15 protein-coding genes are annotated in these 14,062 nt (G+C 47.1%); 14 read left to right on the top strand and 1 reads right to left on the bottom strand.

The genetic code is table 11. From position 1 onward, the window contains the following. Positions 1-484: 484 nt before the first annotated feature. A complete protein-coding gene (locus EKM99_RS10855; protein WP_125583444.1) occupies positions 485-667 on the bottom strand; it encodes a YlcI/YnfO family protein in 183 nt (60 codons plus the stop codon). Positions 668-1,043: 376 nt separating this feature from the next. Here EKM99_RS10855 and EKM99_RS10850 point away from each other — a divergent pair, with 376 nt between their 5' ends. From EKM99_RS10850 to EKM99_RS10785, 14 genes are all read left to right on the top strand, one after another. Beyond that, on the top strand, positions 1,044-1,481 hold the full coding sequence (locus EKM99_RS10850) for a hypothetical protein (RefSeq protein WP_125583443.1): 438 nt from the start codon (positions 1,044-1,046) through the stop codon (positions 1,479-1,481). A gap of 161 nt (positions 1,482-1,642) precedes the next feature. Further along, positions 1,643-5,179, top strand: a complete 3,537-nt coding sequence (locus tag EKM99_RS10845) for an SEC10/PgrA surface exclusion domain-containing protein (RefSeq protein WP_125583442.1) — start codon at positions 1,643-1,645, stop codon at positions 5,177-5,179. 81 nt (positions 5,180-5,260) lie between these two features. Next, positions 5,261-6,082 (top strand): hypothetical protein, encoded by an 822-nt coding sequence (locus EKM99_RS10840; protein ID WP_125583441.1) that lies wholly within the window; start codon positions 5,261-5,263, stop codon positions 6,080-6,082. Positions 6,083-6,101: 19 nt separating this feature from the next. Beyond that, complete coding sequence (locus EKM99_RS10835) at positions 6,102-6,548, top strand: hypothetical protein (RefSeq protein WP_125583440.1); 447 nt, start codon at positions 6,102-6,104, stop codon at positions 6,546-6,548. An 11-nt stretch (positions 6,549-6,559) separates the two neighbouring features. After that, entirely contained in the window at positions 6,560-7,075 is a 516-nt protein-coding gene (locus tag EKM99_RS10830; RefSeq protein WP_125583439.1) for a hypothetical protein, read from the top strand. Between the two features lie 113 nt (positions 7,076-7,188). Then, positions 7,189-7,662, top strand: a complete 474-nt coding sequence (locus EKM99_RS10825) for a hypothetical protein (RefSeq protein ID WP_125583438.1) — start codon at positions 7,189-7,191, stop codon at positions 7,660-7,662. A gap of 109 nt (positions 7,663-7,771) precedes the next feature. Next, on the top strand, positions 7,772-8,137 hold the full coding sequence (locus EKM99_RS10820; RefSeq protein WP_125583437.1) for a hypothetical protein: 366 nt from the start codon (positions 7,772-7,774) through the stop codon (positions 8,135-8,137). Between the two features lie 58 nt (positions 8,138-8,195). Further along, complete coding sequence (locus EKM99_RS10815; protein ID WP_125583436.1) at positions 8,196-8,561, top strand: hypothetical protein; 366 nt, start codon at positions 8,196-8,198, stop codon at positions 8,559-8,561. A 73-nt stretch (positions 8,562-8,634) separates the two neighbouring features. Next, positions 8,635-9,204 (top strand): hypothetical protein, encoded by a 570-nt coding sequence (locus tag EKM99_RS10810; protein WP_125583435.1) that lies wholly within the window; start codon positions 8,635-8,637, stop codon positions 9,202-9,204. Positions 9,205-9,216: 12 nt separating this feature from the next. Next, complete coding sequence (locus EKM99_RS10805; protein ID WP_125583434.1) at positions 9,217-10,098, top strand: hypothetical protein; 882 nt, start codon at positions 9,217-9,219, stop codon at positions 10,096-10,098. 19 nt (positions 10,099-10,117) lie between these two features. Further along, the gene (locus EKM99_RS10800; RefSeq protein WP_225419839.1) at positions 10,118-10,684 is read left to right on the top strand and encodes a hypothetical protein; all 567 of its coding nucleotides are present in this window, start codon (positions 10,118-10,120) and stop codon (positions 10,682-10,684) included. Between the two features lie 76 nt (positions 10,685-10,760). Next, a complete protein-coding gene (locus EKM99_RS10795; RefSeq protein WP_125583432.1) occupies positions 10,761-12,485 on the top strand; it encodes a hypothetical protein in 1,725 nt (574 codons plus the stop codon). 266 nt (positions 12,486-12,751) lie between these two features. Beyond that, positions 12,752-13,087, top strand: coding sequence for a type II toxin-antitoxin system Phd/YefM family antitoxin (locus tag EKM99_RS10790; RefSeq protein WP_125583431.1), 336 nt, complete (start codon positions 12,752-12,754; stop codon positions 13,085-13,087). Between the two features lie 314 nt (positions 13,088-13,401). After that, positions 13,402-13,827, top strand: a complete 426-nt coding sequence (locus EKM99_RS10785; RefSeq protein WP_125583430.1) for an Hsp20/alpha crystallin family protein — start codon at positions 13,402-13,404, stop codon at positions 13,825-13,827. Positions 13,828-14,062 lie beyond the last annotated feature (235 nt).

Here is a 14,062-nt window from a genome sequence, read left to right as displayed (position 1 = left end):
AACATGGCTGTTCAAAAAGTCCGTCCAAAAGTTTAGAAGACTTGACGCTTCAAGGAACTCATGCGCATCAACTTCAATTGTAAATCGGGCATCAAGCAAAATAGGAATCCAAGTCTGGAGAAATACCAGGTCTGGATTCTTATTTTTTTGAAAAGCACTAAGAGGGCGGCATAAAAATTCCGCTGGTAATTATCTTCTTAAGTTAACTTGGATGTTGTTTCCGGTCAGCTAAGCTGAGTAGCCGCTGGACACCGCCAGGCGCTTGTGGTCTAAGAATAGCTATCGCGTGCCCGACTCGGAGCAAAAATGAATGTCCTGAAGCTATATGTAAAAAGCCATCTAGGCTTAATTTAGATGACTTTTTGTCTTAATTAACGGAATAGGCAAAGATTTAGACTATAAAATACAAAAATAAGGCGTGATACATATTGCATTGCTAATTGTATTGCGATATTATTTGTATAAGCCTTTAAACAATTGATTCTTACTGTTTGTCTTTGTCGTCTTCCATGTTATCAAGTGCATATTCGCAAGCCTGAATAACAAAGGTTGAAAAAGTGACGTCCTCACCTTCGATAGCGTGTTCAATCTTTTCTACCAGTTCCAGCGGAAATCGAACAGTTTTGTTAACAGTTTCTTTGCGATCCTTTCGAATTTTGAATGCCATTTTTAATCACCTCCTGGAAGACAATTTTAAGTAAAAAAGTTCAGATAATATGCACTGCATAAAGCACTACATTTTGTCTTTATTGTGGGAATGTCCCTTGAAAAGTAGCCCTAGTTTTTGAACAGTTAAGCGTCAGTGGACAAAAAGACTTGATGAACGCTGAGGCTGGGATAACTCTAGCGGAATCAGGTGACAATGAAATGACGTATGGAAGTTTTGAAGAGAATGCGCGTACATAGATTTTGAAATTTGGAGGAAATTCGCCATCAGCAACTACAAGAACTGGTTGGTCGACCACCTGGACCGGTCTGATTTGACCGTGATTCCGGATGAGATTTTGCTAGAAGCCATTCGTTAAAGTAAAGGAGCTGAACCTATGAAGAAGGTATTAGCGCTGGCTGTCGTGAGTCTGTCGGTTGGCTTGCCCCTGGCCATGAATACGCCAACCACGGCCCACGCGGCTAAGTGGCACCAAGGTACGCCCAAGGTGTTGCGTGGGACTTGGGAACGTAAGGTGACAGTGGGCAAGGGAACTAAGTGGGCCTATAAGGCATGGGATGGCGTGAAAATTACTAAGAGTGGGCTGAACGCTTACTATGTCGGCGATCCATTTGTGCTGGGGAAGATTAAGCATCAGAAGATTAGTAAACACGATTATATGCTCAGAGGAATTGAAATGGTGAACTCGCTGAGGCCTTATAGAGTTAGAGTCCATCAGGTTGGCAAGCGTCTGAAGTATGTGGAATATTATGACACTGGTGCAGGACACTACAGTCAGATGGGTAAGCTGGGTGCATGGTTGCCTAAAAAATGATTGGCGTGAATGATTCGATTCATGGTTAAACCGTTAACTAGCGATTAAGGGAGAAGCCGGGGCTGAGTGCCCCAGCTTTAAAACCACTGGTTAATTTTACATAGTGCATAAGCGGACAATAAGTTGATTAAATTAAAATTTCACGATATGGGGAGATTAATTTGATTAAAAAAACAACTCAAGTAATTACTGGGACCGCAGCTGTCTTAGCAGGAATGATGTTGACGGGCGGTGTCGATGTCAAAGCCGATACCCTGCCAGCTACGAATGATAAGACAAGTCAGGATCAAGCGGCCCAGGATGCTTTGAATCAACAGGTGGAGTCTTCTAAGGAAGTTCAAGCGGCAAAGGATGCGGCCACGAAGGCGACAGCAGCTACGAAAGATGCTCAGACTACTGTGACGACTGGTCAACAAGCCGTAGATGCCGGTCAGACATCAGTCGATGAACAGACTACGGCAGCCCAAAACGCTCAAGCGGCAGCTGAACAGGCCGCCAAGGATAAGGCTGCTGCAGACGTTGCGGTCACCGGCGCTAAGCCAGCTGTCGATTCGGCGCAGTCCCAAGTGGATGCGGCGAATGCGGCAACAAAGCAGGCCGAGGAGACTAGTGCAGCATCCCAAGTACAAACGGATGCTGCTAAGCAAGCAGCTAAAGACGCTGCCGATGTGGCTGCTAAAGCGCAACAGAATTTGGATACGGCCAATTCTAACGCCGCCGATGCGACCCAAGAGAATATCGACAAGGTTAAGCAAGATATTGCGACACAAGGGACGCAACTGGACCAAGACAAAGCGGCAGTTACGGATATGCAGAACCAAATCCAAGACCAATCCGGAAAAGTTGATTCGGCAACTAGTGATTTAGCTACCGCTCAGCAAACAGCAAAGGATAAGGCTGCTGCCGTCACCGCAGCCCAGCAGACACTTGAGGACGCCAATAAAGCAGTTGACGCGGCTCAGCAGGCCGTTAGCAATCAACAGGCTAGCGTTGGCGGTACAACCACAGACTTAAAGACAGCCCAACAAGCGGTCACGGATGCCGAAGCTGCGTCCAAGCAAGCGGCAACTGACTTAGCAACCGCACACCAGGCGGCTGCCGCTGCAGTGAAAGACGCTGCGGCTAAATCGGATGCCGTCACGACCGCTGAACAAGCTGTCACGACTGTTAAAGGGACCCAACAGACAGCGCAGACTGCGGTTGATACCGCTCAGAAAGACTTGGATGCTGCTCAAGTTGGTGTGCCAGTGGTCAATACGATTACGGTACCAGCAGGTTTGACGGCAGATCAGCTTAAGCAGATGGCTAAGCTCAATGATACCTATGGCCAAAACTATATACCGGATGATCAGCTTAGTAGTGCCGCGCCCGACAAGCTGAAGGCTTACACGGATGCCAAAGCGGCGAGGACCACCGCTTTGGACGCCATTGCAGCGACTATGGAACCGGCAGCTGAGGGCAATAAGTATCAGTCGAGCGCGGTAGATAAAGCAATTCCATACACGAGTTCGGCATCATTGACTGATGCTCAGTATCAAGATCTAGCTAAATACACGGCAACCCTGATTAATCAGATTCGAACACAGTTGGGGCAACCACAAGTAACAATCAACACGACGATGATGAGCTTTGCTAAGGATATTGCGGCGGGGTACGACGCTGACAATTGGAACATTGCCAGTAAGGCCCATGATGATTCCGCGATTAAAGCCGCTGCAAAGCAATACGGACTCAATGACGGTGGTAATTATTATGAGAGCGCTGGGAGTGCAGGCTATCTTTCTGGGGCAACCAGTTTAGATGATGTGAAGGCTAGTATTTACAACTGTATCAAAGACATGGTATTTAACGATAGTCTATCTGGACAAGGCCATTTGATTACCCTAGCAGGGGCCGATTCCAAAAATGCATATACGAACCAATACTTTGGCATTTCGATTGATACTCTTGGTCAACTTCATTTCGAGTTGGCAATTGATAGTCAGGCATACATGCCCACTGGCGGTGCTGTTACCTTTGACAAGTCAGCAGCAACCATCATTGCCAATCCAGTGGTTGACGCCACTGCAGCTCAGCAAAAGGTTAATGATTTAAAAACAGCTTTGAGTAGCCAACAGGCAGCGTTGACGACAGCGACAGCGTCTGTGACGGCTGCACAGGCAGACTTAACCCAGACACAGTCTGACCAGCAGACAGCTGACCAGGCAGTGACAGACGCTAACGCCCAAGTGAGTTCGGCTGAGGGTAAAGTTACGACGACCACTGATACGGTCGCCTCAGCAAAGCAAGCCGTTACTGAGCAGCAGGCTTTGTTAACCACAGCAACCGATAAATTAACGAGTTTGCAGACAGAATTGGTAAGCAAAAAGGGCGATGCGACAGCCAAATCCGGTTTGGTAGCCACGGCAACGGCGGCAGCGACAACTGCCAACACGGCTGTCACGACCGCCCAAACCACGCTGACTGCCGCTAACCAGACACTCGGCGACCTGAACACGACGTTGGCCACCCAGCAAGCAACCGTCGTAAGCGACAATGATCAGTTGACTAGTTTGCAGACCAAACTAGCTACCTACACGGATGCAGCGGGCGCCGTTACGGACGCTGAAAGTCAATTGGACGCGGCGCAGAAGAAGAGCCAAGCGACTAATGCTACGGCATCGACTGCACAATCCGCGCAAGACCAGCTAGCTCAAAAGGTGACGGCGCAACAGGCGGTTCTTGATAAAGCAAAAGACGTCTTAACAGCAGCTCAGGCGGCCTTGAATCAGGCGACAGACCAGGCGAAATCGGCCGCTGAAGATTTAACTGTCGCACAGTCAAAGGCTGACGCTTCCCAGCAGAACTTGGATCAGGCCAATCAGAATTTGAAAGCGGCTAAGGCAGACCTGGAAGTAGCCAATGGTAAGCTGACAATTGCTCAGCAGGCTGAGATACAGGCAACGAAGAATATTGACACGGTGCGGCAACAAGTTTTGGACAAATTGATTGCGGGCAATAACCCTGGAACCGGGACCACGACACCGGTGAGTCCGACTAGTCCCACGACAACGGCTACGACAGAACCAGTACCTGCTGGCGACGTGGGAACACCAGAGACGTTGCCAAGTACGAAGCAGATAACCAAGCGGAAGGCAGCGACTAAAAAGAGTCCAACTACCGCCAAGACCACGACCAAGCGGAATCGTTTGGCCAAGAAAAAATTGGCGCGGAAACAAGCAACGTCAATTAAACAATTGGCCACTAAGCAACAGACGGCAAGAGACTTTACGTTAGAAACGTCCCACTCAAAGGCTTACCGGGGCACCTCAGTAATGGGCTTTGTCCCGAATGTGACAGATGGCAAAGCACTGACTGTTATTATTCCAGCCGTTACAAAGGCTATCAGCCAAGCGACGGGAGAGACGGTTGCTGAGGCGGCAACTAGACCGGGTTCAACCAAGCAATCGTCTGAGAAGCAACCAGCCAAGTCTACGAAGAAGGTGGACGCATCTAAGACGGCTGATGCAAAGCGCTCTAAGGCTAAGCAGACAACTCAGACCAACGGGAATACCAAGCAGACAGCAGCTCCACAGACGAGTCGGCAGACGGCTAAACGTGGTGATTACCATCACCAACTGTTTATCATCGGTGGTCTCATCATTGTTGCAGCAGCGGCGTTTGCTTGGTTCCGGGCAGCTTTTCGGCGGCGTAACTAGTGTTCACTTTAGACATAAACTTTGGAGGAAATAGACATGAATAAATTTATCGTAAGAACAGCTTTAACCTCAGTAACTGCATTGGCCTTATTTGGTGGTGCAGATCTCTTAACTAATGGCAATGTACCGTTGACGCAAACCGTTGTGGCTCAGGCGAAGACGGTTAGTCGTAGTCAGTTCTTGAGTGATGTTGAAGTTATACGTAAGGCCGCCCTTAATGGGTCATCGAACATGCAGGATCAGGTTGACTTGGATACTGTTAGTCAATATAAGTCTGACCCTTTGGGAGCCTATACAGGTAATGATTACGCTACGTCATTTGCTGAGGCCATTGGCAGTTATCACTATAGTCTTTCTAACGAGGAAGACGATGACGGCAACTTTCTGCCGGCAGATTTTGAAGCTGACTACAATGGCTTAACGAGTATCTACAAGCAGTTCAGAAGTCGATTAAGTAGTAGTGCTCAGGATTCATTAGATAACTATCAAGCAAAATCAAAAACATCCAATATGGATGATCGAGCTGCAGCTGCAATTCAACTCGCAGATGGCCTTGCCACAGCAGTTAGTGATTATGGTAGGACGGTTACTAAGGTTCAACCGGTCGCAAAGGCAAATAAGGTCTATGGCATTGATGCTAAGAAGTCTGGTAAATATGTCATCATCTTCGGTAAGGTCACGAATAACCGATTAACGAATGCTGCCCTAGCTAAGACAAAGAACTTTAATCGTGCCCAAATCACGACATATCGTGGCAAAAAAATCGTGAAAATTAATGGACAACACAAGTTTAAGCTGAAGGTGTATGCTCCTAAAGCTAAGACGTTGAAGGTCAATGCTGGTGGGATGAATGGTAGTAAATATGCTTCGATTACCAAGACGGTCAAAGCCTCAGTTCGGTAAACGTTAGGAGATAATTGCCATGAGGAAAGTATTTGCTACAACAGTAGCCGTCATACTGGGACTGACCTTGGGTGCTGTCACGCAACCGCAGACCAGTGCGCAAGCTGCAACATACCATCAGGGGATGCCCAAAGCCGTTCGGGGAAAGTGGGTTGTTCCCAAGAAGGATCACTGGAAGCTGTCCAACGAGAGCGTTGGCTTAGTGAAGCATTTCAAGGCGACGAATAATAAATTTATTATCAAGCAGATGGACAGCAATGATACCTACTTGTCTCCGCGATATAAGAAGACGTCTAAGGGCCATTACACGGTCTTAACTCATTTTAAGAACATTAGTACCATCGTCAAGGGGCGGGTATTCGAAGACAAAAGGAACGTTAAAATGTACTTTGTTCTGAAGAAGGGCCTGTTAAGTATTAAAGGTAATAGCAGTCTTTCCGGCCTACGCTATCAGCGCGTTAAGTAGGGGGCAAGCACATGAACCGTTTAGTGATTAAGAGTGGACTCATTTTAGCCGCTCTAAGCTTCGGCGTGGTGGCGATGCAGACCCACGTTTCAACGACGGCTGCGGCTGCTAAAACCGCGACGACATTTCCCAAGAAGATGCGTGGCACCTGGTATTACCGGGATACCGAGCACTATCGCTACAAGACGACCTTTACCAAGCGAGCGATGAAACAGATCACTTGGCATTACGGGAAGTCTCAAGGAACGTCAACTTACAAGCTGGTTAAGAGCTCGACGACGAAGCATGCCGTGAACCTGACTAACAATGGTCATGGCTGGTACACGGTCAGCTGGACCAACAGTAATATGTGGAAGAGCTACAAGCGGGGTACCTACACCCTCAAGGGGCACCGGTACGCGGCACTGTACACCGGGATGGTTGGTGTGGCGGGTCCGATGGGTAAAACGGCACCGTTTGCCGCGGCCATGCATCAGGACCGGGCACACGTGTACATCAAGAAGGTTGCCATTAAAGGTTTGCGTTAAGTAAGACACAAAGAGTTGGTGGATGACAGTCGAGTTGTCCCCAACTTATTTGTGTGAATGATAAAGCCGCAAAGATGGTGAACCTATTGCGGTGATAAGGAGGATTTGATCTGATGAGAAAGTTTTGGATAACATTGACTTTAATGCTGACTATGGTTGGTGGACTAACGCTAATTAATGCCAATCCGGTGACAGCACAAGCAGTGACGAAGCATTACACGGTCGTTCCGAAGACTTTGCGAGGGCATTGGCGGCATTATGATAAAAAGAAGAGGGGTTACGATAAGGTTAATTTTACTAAATGGGAGTTTAAGAGCCAGGTAGCTGGTAAAAAGAACTGGTTTAGTCTATCGGGTAAGACGTTTAAGGTGGCCAAACGAGTTAAAGAGAAAAGTCTTTGGTATAGCGACTTATCAATCACAAAGTTTGGTAAGCATCAGACCTATGTTGTGGGTCAGAGCTATTCAGATATGTGGCCAAGTTGGCAGCGGGTCAAGCGGAATGGTAAAACAGCATTACGCTGCGAGCCAGTCTCACCAGTCGCACCAGGTAAAAAAGTCTCGTCTAGCTACTACTATCACTATTAGCCGTACGGGAAATCGAGGGATAGACACTGGAGTTCTGTCGCAACGGAACATCGAGCGCGCAAAGCTGACGGAACAGCTAGGATACTGGTAAATGAAAGGGAGCACGACAATGAAAGAAATTAAATGGTTACTAACTACATTACTAATGTTAGGTGTTGCCGTATTACTGATTAACACAACACCCACCACGGCCAATGCGGATACTACGGTCAACGGGATGCCTAAAGCGTTGCGGCACGTTTGGATTCGGGGTCGGTATAAAACCAAAATTACGAAGTATCACATCTATTGGGCGCCCAAGGGGACGCACTATACCACGCACATTTCTTTCAAAAAGGTGCTTAAGAGCGGCCAGAAATATACCGTTAACCGACTTGATCTATTCGAGCAGACGCCGTACTGGATTAAAGGGCACAAGATGTATCACGGTATGCGAGGGGATGCGAATGATCCTTTGACGATTTGGCATCGGTAACGTTAAGCAACTGGGGATTTTGTCCGTAGATTAAATGAAATCGTAGGAGGTTTTTCTAATGCGCTCTGGATTAAAATGGACGGCTGCGTTGTTAGCAGCCCTGACGTTATCAACGACGGCGTTAACGCCAATGACTGCTCAGGCTTCTAGTTATCATTCAGGAATGCCGAAGAAATTTTGGGGTCACTGGCGAAATAAACAGGTTCGTATACGTGTCAAAAATAATGGTTATGATTCAGCAGTGATAGGCGCGACTGGCTGGATCTTTGCGTATGGCAAGCCACGAGTTAAAGCACTTGGGCACCATAAGTATCGGATCCACATCTATTCCTATGCGCTAGCTGGGCACTGGACGACAAACTCATTTACTTATATTTCCAAGAATAGAATTAAGTATCAAGGCATGATTCTCAAACGGTATTAGCGGTTACGCAGGTTAGACAAAGCTCGGAGTGATTTTTATTAGTACTCGGTTTAAAAAATCAGGAGGCAACTTCATGAAGCGGTTAAAATGGTTCGCACTAGTTGTTGCAATAGTGGGTGGGTTCTATCTGTTCCCACAAACGGTGTCGGCAAAGGTCTATCACTACAATCCTAAGTCCATTCGGGGAACGTGGTATGACAATTCAAACGAAAAAAACTATCGACAGTATTACATCAAGGTGCACGTCACCAAGTACCATGTCTATACGTCATCAGGGCCTAAGGGAGATGTTCCTGGGCAAGATGGTCGGCTCAGAACGAAGAAGCGGACGTACAGTTTTAATCATGGTAAGAAGAGTCAACGCTTGCATGTCTACAAAGTAGAACAAGGATTCTACGAGTTAACAAAGGGCAAGGCCAAGTATATTAAATTTCCGGTTCAGAACTACCATTATAAGCGAATGATTATTAACACCGTCTTTATCGGTCGACCAACGCACCACAAGCTGCGAGGCAGGACTTACCGAGTCATGGAACAATTCTCGCACAATGCATCTGCACCGTACCAACGTTGGTATTCTTACCAGTATTCACTAGTGATTAAGTCACCAGGCTCGGCTTATAGTAATCAGGAAAAACTTTAGGAGATGGATATCGTGAAAAAATTTTGGCCATTAGCTTTGTGCTTAATGGGTTTAGTTGGAGGTGGTAGCCTAATTCAAACACCAACGACGGCAAACGCTGCAGTTCATTACATACACAAGTGGCAGCATCCCTACCCAATTGATTTACTGAACTACCGCGAAGATACGGGTAAACCTAATCTTGCCGGTGTTTATTCTAGCAAAGGAAAGCTATTGCGACGGGTGAATGGTTCCAAGGTGACGGCTAATTATTGGCCGTTGGCTGAAGCTAAGATTAACGGTCGTAAGTATTATCGCGTTTATAAATACTCATACCGGGCTAATCATGAGGGGACGCATAAATTAGTCGGATGGATGCGTACGTCTGCTTTTGGACAGCAACCTGGTAGCGTTGCGTACGCTTCTGCCATGTTCTACACTTACTCAGCGAACTTTGGCGACAGTGATTTGCCCAAGGCTATGTGGATAAATGAGATTTTAGGACAGCCAATCAAATTTCAGGCGGAAAATGCGGGACATTCTTTTTCCTTTGTGACTAGCGCTGATTTTGTTTTGCGTTCGTATGAGAGAGAATCAGATGGAAATTATTCATACACGGGGGTTGAGGCCTCTCGATATACAAATGATGAATTAGAGCTGGCTTATTCGTCTCAAAAAAAAGGAGAACACAGCGTCGTGAAGCATATCAAGAACGGCCGGACGCAGCACTATACGATTTACGATAATAAGTATGGTAACGTGCCAACAACGATCAAGAATAATGTCAAAGGTAAGTGGTTAACCTATTCGTACAAGTTAAAAGGTAAAAAGCATACTTATACGATTACGAGTAAAGGTGTTACGCGATTCGACGGGCAGAAATTAAAGTATACGGTCGAATCTAACGAAGGGTGAGGTCGAAATGATGAAACGGATGACAAGGAAACTATTGCTGACCAGTTTGGCCGTTATGGCAGGATTCTTCTTGGTCGTAACCACGGCTTCGGCCAGCACGCATACGTACAAGGATAAAACGACGCGTGCCACGGTGACGGTTACTAAGAAGAAAGGTAAAGTCACCGCAATTGTTTATCAATTGAAGACAGGGAAGGCCTTTCATAAGCGGTATCGGACTACGACCAAGTTCTACACGAAACTGACCCCTCAAGGCGGTACCCGTGCCTACCTTGTACGGAAGAATCAGCACGGCAAGGTAACCTACAAGAAGACGATACCGAAGATCCTAGGGCATAAGTACGCTAGTGTTCAGACTGCTCCCAAAATTGGTGAAGTTGGAGATGTGACGGAGGGCATTTTCATGAATGTTGATTACTACGGTAATTTAAAGGGGAAACGGTATCACCATGCATTAGCTAACTTTACTTGGTGGTGGAATACGATGAATGATAATCTGACGGATATTCCTTCCGGTAATGCGGTCGTTCTGCGTAGTGGTAAGGTCTCGTTTAGCGATAAGCTGAATTATAAATTACCAGATTAGTTGGAAAGAAGACGCAAAGAAGAGGGTGAAGGCCCTCTTTTTCTTTGCCGCTAGCCGCTCAACAAGGAGGATTTCTATGTCAGTTTTACCAGCCCAACATCCGGTCCGAACCTGGTTGTGGCACCACATCTTTATTTTAATTGTGATTGCGTTATCATTTCTGGCCGCTCTACCACAACTGACCAGTCAATCAGCCATTCTGGGTGTCGATGGACTCTTTCACTTTAACCGCTTCTATGACATCGCCATGCAGCTAAAACATTTGAATTTTCATTATTTTGTTGCACCCTATGAGTACCAGGGGATGGGCCGGATGGTCAATTCAATCTATGGTCCGTTTGCTGCGGGACTGAATGGTGTTTTGCTCCTGCTAGCGGGAAGTTACGTGAAGTATCAAGTCCTCTCCCGCGTCATTCTCAGCGTGGTCGCTGCCGAGTGCATGTACGTTGCGTTGCGACGGTGCCGGGTGACCAACCTGACAGCGCAGGCGATTGCCATTCTTTACCCGTTTACCTATCAAATTATTATGTGGAATATCCGCCAATCCTTCATGAGCTGGGGTGCTGCACTGATGCCTCTAGGGGTGATGGTCGGCGTCCGAATGCTTGAAAATCGTGAGCACCCAATTAACATTTGGCAGACGGCGGTCGTGATGGCGCTGTTGACACAGACGCATTTGATTTCGGCTGCCCAGATTGCGCTGATGTTGTTGCTCTACGCAATCATTGCGGTTCGCCGGTTACCGAATCGCCGCGACTTTCTCTTGAAAATAGGGCAGGCTATTCTGTTGTACCTGGTCCTGTGTGCCAACGTGATTGCTGGGCTGGTAGAGATTTTTATGGGCAACCGGATCTTAGGTGTCGGTCAGGTCAAATATCCAGGTGAAAATGCCTTTAACGTGTTGGTCCTACACCGCTCGCGCTACCTGATTCTGGTGGTGCTGGTAGCCAGTCTGGTTATTCTCTTGATTGGCTGGCGAAAATTAAGCTTTTCGACCAAGGTGACGGCTAGTCTCGGTACCGGTTTCTATGTACTTTCGTCGGTACTGTTGCCCTGGGACACCATTTTTCGCTTGCTGCCAGTCATCAGTTTCATTCAGTTTCCCTCACGTTTCATGGCGGTGGGGACGGTACTGTTGTTGGTCGCTGACGGTCAGTTGCTATCAACGACGATCTTGGGTCGCGGTTGGAATAACCTCCTGCGACTGGGAATTGCCGGACTGGGGGTACTTTTGATAGGGGTCAACGGGTACTCGACCACCCAACATACACAACAAATCTTTGCGGTCCCCCGAGCTATCTATCCGGCGCAGAAGTATGCCACCAAGGAACTCGAAAACCTGCGGACAGCCTTTAACAGTTCCAATCTCGCTAAGCCATTAACGCTCGCGACAAAATCAACGCCAGACTATTTACCGCTTCAGCCAAACTACAAACCGACTGATAATGTTTTTGCGGCGTACGAGGAACTGGACCATGTGCTTTACCACCGTGGCGGTCCGCACCTACACCAAACCATTGGGCGGCACAGCACAACGCTTCGGTGGACGGGGACGAAGGCACAATCATTAACGTTGCCGGTCGCCATGTACCGTAACACACAAGCTGTGCTGAACGGGCACGCCTTTCAGTATCGCAACAATCCCAAGCAAACCCTCAGACTAGCAACGGTTCAGAGCCGTACTGGTCAAAATACGTTTACCTTTCATTATCAGCCCCGATTAATTTCACGGTTACTCCTGTGGGTTACTGCAATTGGTTGGCTCGGCATGATTATTTGGTGGTGGCATTCTCGAGCTTAGATTTAGTATTAGTGAGATGGTCTTTGGGGTTAAGCGTCATCAGGAACATCACAGATTGTAGCGTGGGTCAACGGTTTAGATGGCAGTTGGCACTGTAAAATTTGTGGATTGAAGAGGGAATTCCAAGAGGTTCAACAAGAAACTTACTAATATCTTACGGGAGAGCAACTGGCAGGCGCCGGTTGCTCTTTTTTTGTTGGGGTGAGGCACTTTGCTGTGACTGTTGCCGGGGATGCAGGATAATAGCGGGGAGAGGATGTGCTTGGATGCGTACAATGAAGGTGCCAGTCAGTAGTTTAGCTGAGTTGAAGCAGTCACCGGTTAAGCTTTTTGAAGAGGCCGAACGTGAGCGAACAGGGGTCTATATTTTTAACCATGACCAGCCAGTGGGCGTGGTTTTGGGCGTTGCGGATTATGAGGCGTTGGTGAATGAGAATGCAGCCTTGCAGGATCAGCTGTTTGAGCTGGAACAGGACGAGTTGGTTGCACAAAGGCTAGACAAGCAAGAACGTGAACATCAGCCACTGGTACCCGATCAGGTCGTTCGCGGTACATCGATAGATAATACGATGCCCCTGACTGATAATGACGGTTGGCTGTGAAGCCGGAGACGCGTGAATAAAAGAAATTATAACCGGAGGATTGCTGCTAGATGGCAATCCTTTTAAAATTGAAGCCAATCATAGTACCCCGACTAAAAAAGTTACGCGACAACGACATCCTTTGACCTTTGAACAAATAAATTGACCTTTCTGCGGATGAAGACTATTATATTTTCAATATAAAAGCCGGTATATCAGTGATTAAGCCAAGTAATTAGCACTCTAATAGTGTGAGTGCTAATTACTTGCAATTCTGACCAATACTGACTATTATAGAAAATGTAATCAAGCAAAGCAGAAAGGGGTTATTGATTATGACTAACGATGTTATGAACCGGAACTTTGATTTCTTTGATCCAACGAATTTCTTTAACGAAGTGGGCAATTTGGGCCACGATATGTTTAATGGCGACGGTAGTATGAAGACCGACGTTGTGGAACACGATAAGGACTACGTGGTTACGGCGGAAATGCCTGGTTTCAAGAAGGATGACATCCACGTCGATTACCGCGATGACACGTTGCGAATCTCTGGCAAGTCTGAAGTCAACCAATCCACTAAGGATGACGATGGCCGGATTCTCCGTCAAGAACGCAGCAGTCAAAACGTTGCGCGTTCCTTCTACCTGCCAAGTATTGACTTGAAAGCCGTTCAGGCAATGTACGATGCTGGCGTTCTGACCTTGACGTTGCCTAAGCAAACAGAGGTTGCCGGTGACCATAAGATTAGCATCGACTAACTAAATCGACATTAATGAAGCCCACTAGCCACGGATGACGTGGTTGGTGAGCTTTTTGCTTTTAAAGGTTCCCCACAAAGTAGCCGGAAAACGAGCGGCTTTGCGGGAAACAACGGTGATACATGAGAAAAAGCCAACTTATCACACGAAAAATTTATCTTCTTGTTAGTAAATTACCACGGGAATGTATTGTCTCTCATCTAAAATAAATAAAGCGCCTTCAAGTGGGCGGTAG

The sequence above is a fragment of the Levilactobacillus cerevisiae genome, assembly GCF_003946245.1.
Lineage (GTDB): Bacteria > Bacillota > Bacilli > Lactobacillales > Lactobacillaceae > Levilactobacillus > Levilactobacillus cerevisiae.
Note: the sequence above shows the minus strand (reverse complement) of the source record. Positions and strands in the feature narration are given on the sequence as shown.

Coding starts and splice junctions, on each gene's coding strand:
- EKM99_RS10855 (WP_125583444.1), bottom strand. CDS start 667: ATGGCATTCAAAATTCGAAAGGATCGCAAAGAAACTGTTAACAAAACT.
- EKM99_RS10850 (WP_125583443.1), top strand. CDS start 1,044: ATGAAGAAGGTATTAGCGCTGGCTGTCGTGAGTCTGTCGGTTGGCTTG.
- EKM99_RS10835 (WP_125583440.1), top strand. CDS start 6,102: ATGAGGAAAGTATTTGCTACAACAGTAGCCGTCATACTGGGACTGACC.
- EKM99_RS10830 (WP_125583439.1), top strand. CDS start 6,560: ATGAACCGTTTAGTGATTAAGAGTGGACTCATTTTAGCCGCTCTAAGC.
- EKM99_RS10825 (WP_125583438.1), top strand. CDS start 7,189: ATGAGAAAGTTTTGGATAACATTGACTTTAATGCTGACTATGGTTGGT.
- EKM99_RS10820 (WP_125583437.1), top strand. CDS start 7,772: ATGAAAGAAATTAAATGGTTACTAACTACATTACTAATGTTAGGTGTT.
- EKM99_RS10815 (WP_125583436.1), top strand. CDS start 8,196: ATGCGCTCTGGATTAAAATGGACGGCTGCGTTGTTAGCAGCCCTGACG.
- EKM99_RS10810 (WP_125583435.1), top strand. CDS start 8,635: ATGAAGCGGTTAAAATGGTTCGCACTAGTTGTTGCAATAGTGGGTGGG.
- EKM99_RS10800 (WP_225419839.1), top strand. CDS start 10,118: ATGACAAGGAAACTATTGCTGACCAGTTTGGCCGTTATGGCAGGATTC.
- EKM99_RS10795 (WP_125583432.1), top strand. CDS start 10,761: ATGTCAGTTTTACCAGCCCAACATCCGGTCCGAACCTGGTTGTGGCAC.
- EKM99_RS10790 (WP_125583431.1), top strand. CDS start 12,752: ATGCGTACAATGAAGGTGCCAGTCAGTAGTTTAGCTGAGTTGAAGCAG.
- EKM99_RS10785 (WP_125583430.1), top strand. CDS start 13,402: ATGACTAACGATGTTATGAACCGGAACTTTGATTTCTTTGATCCAACG.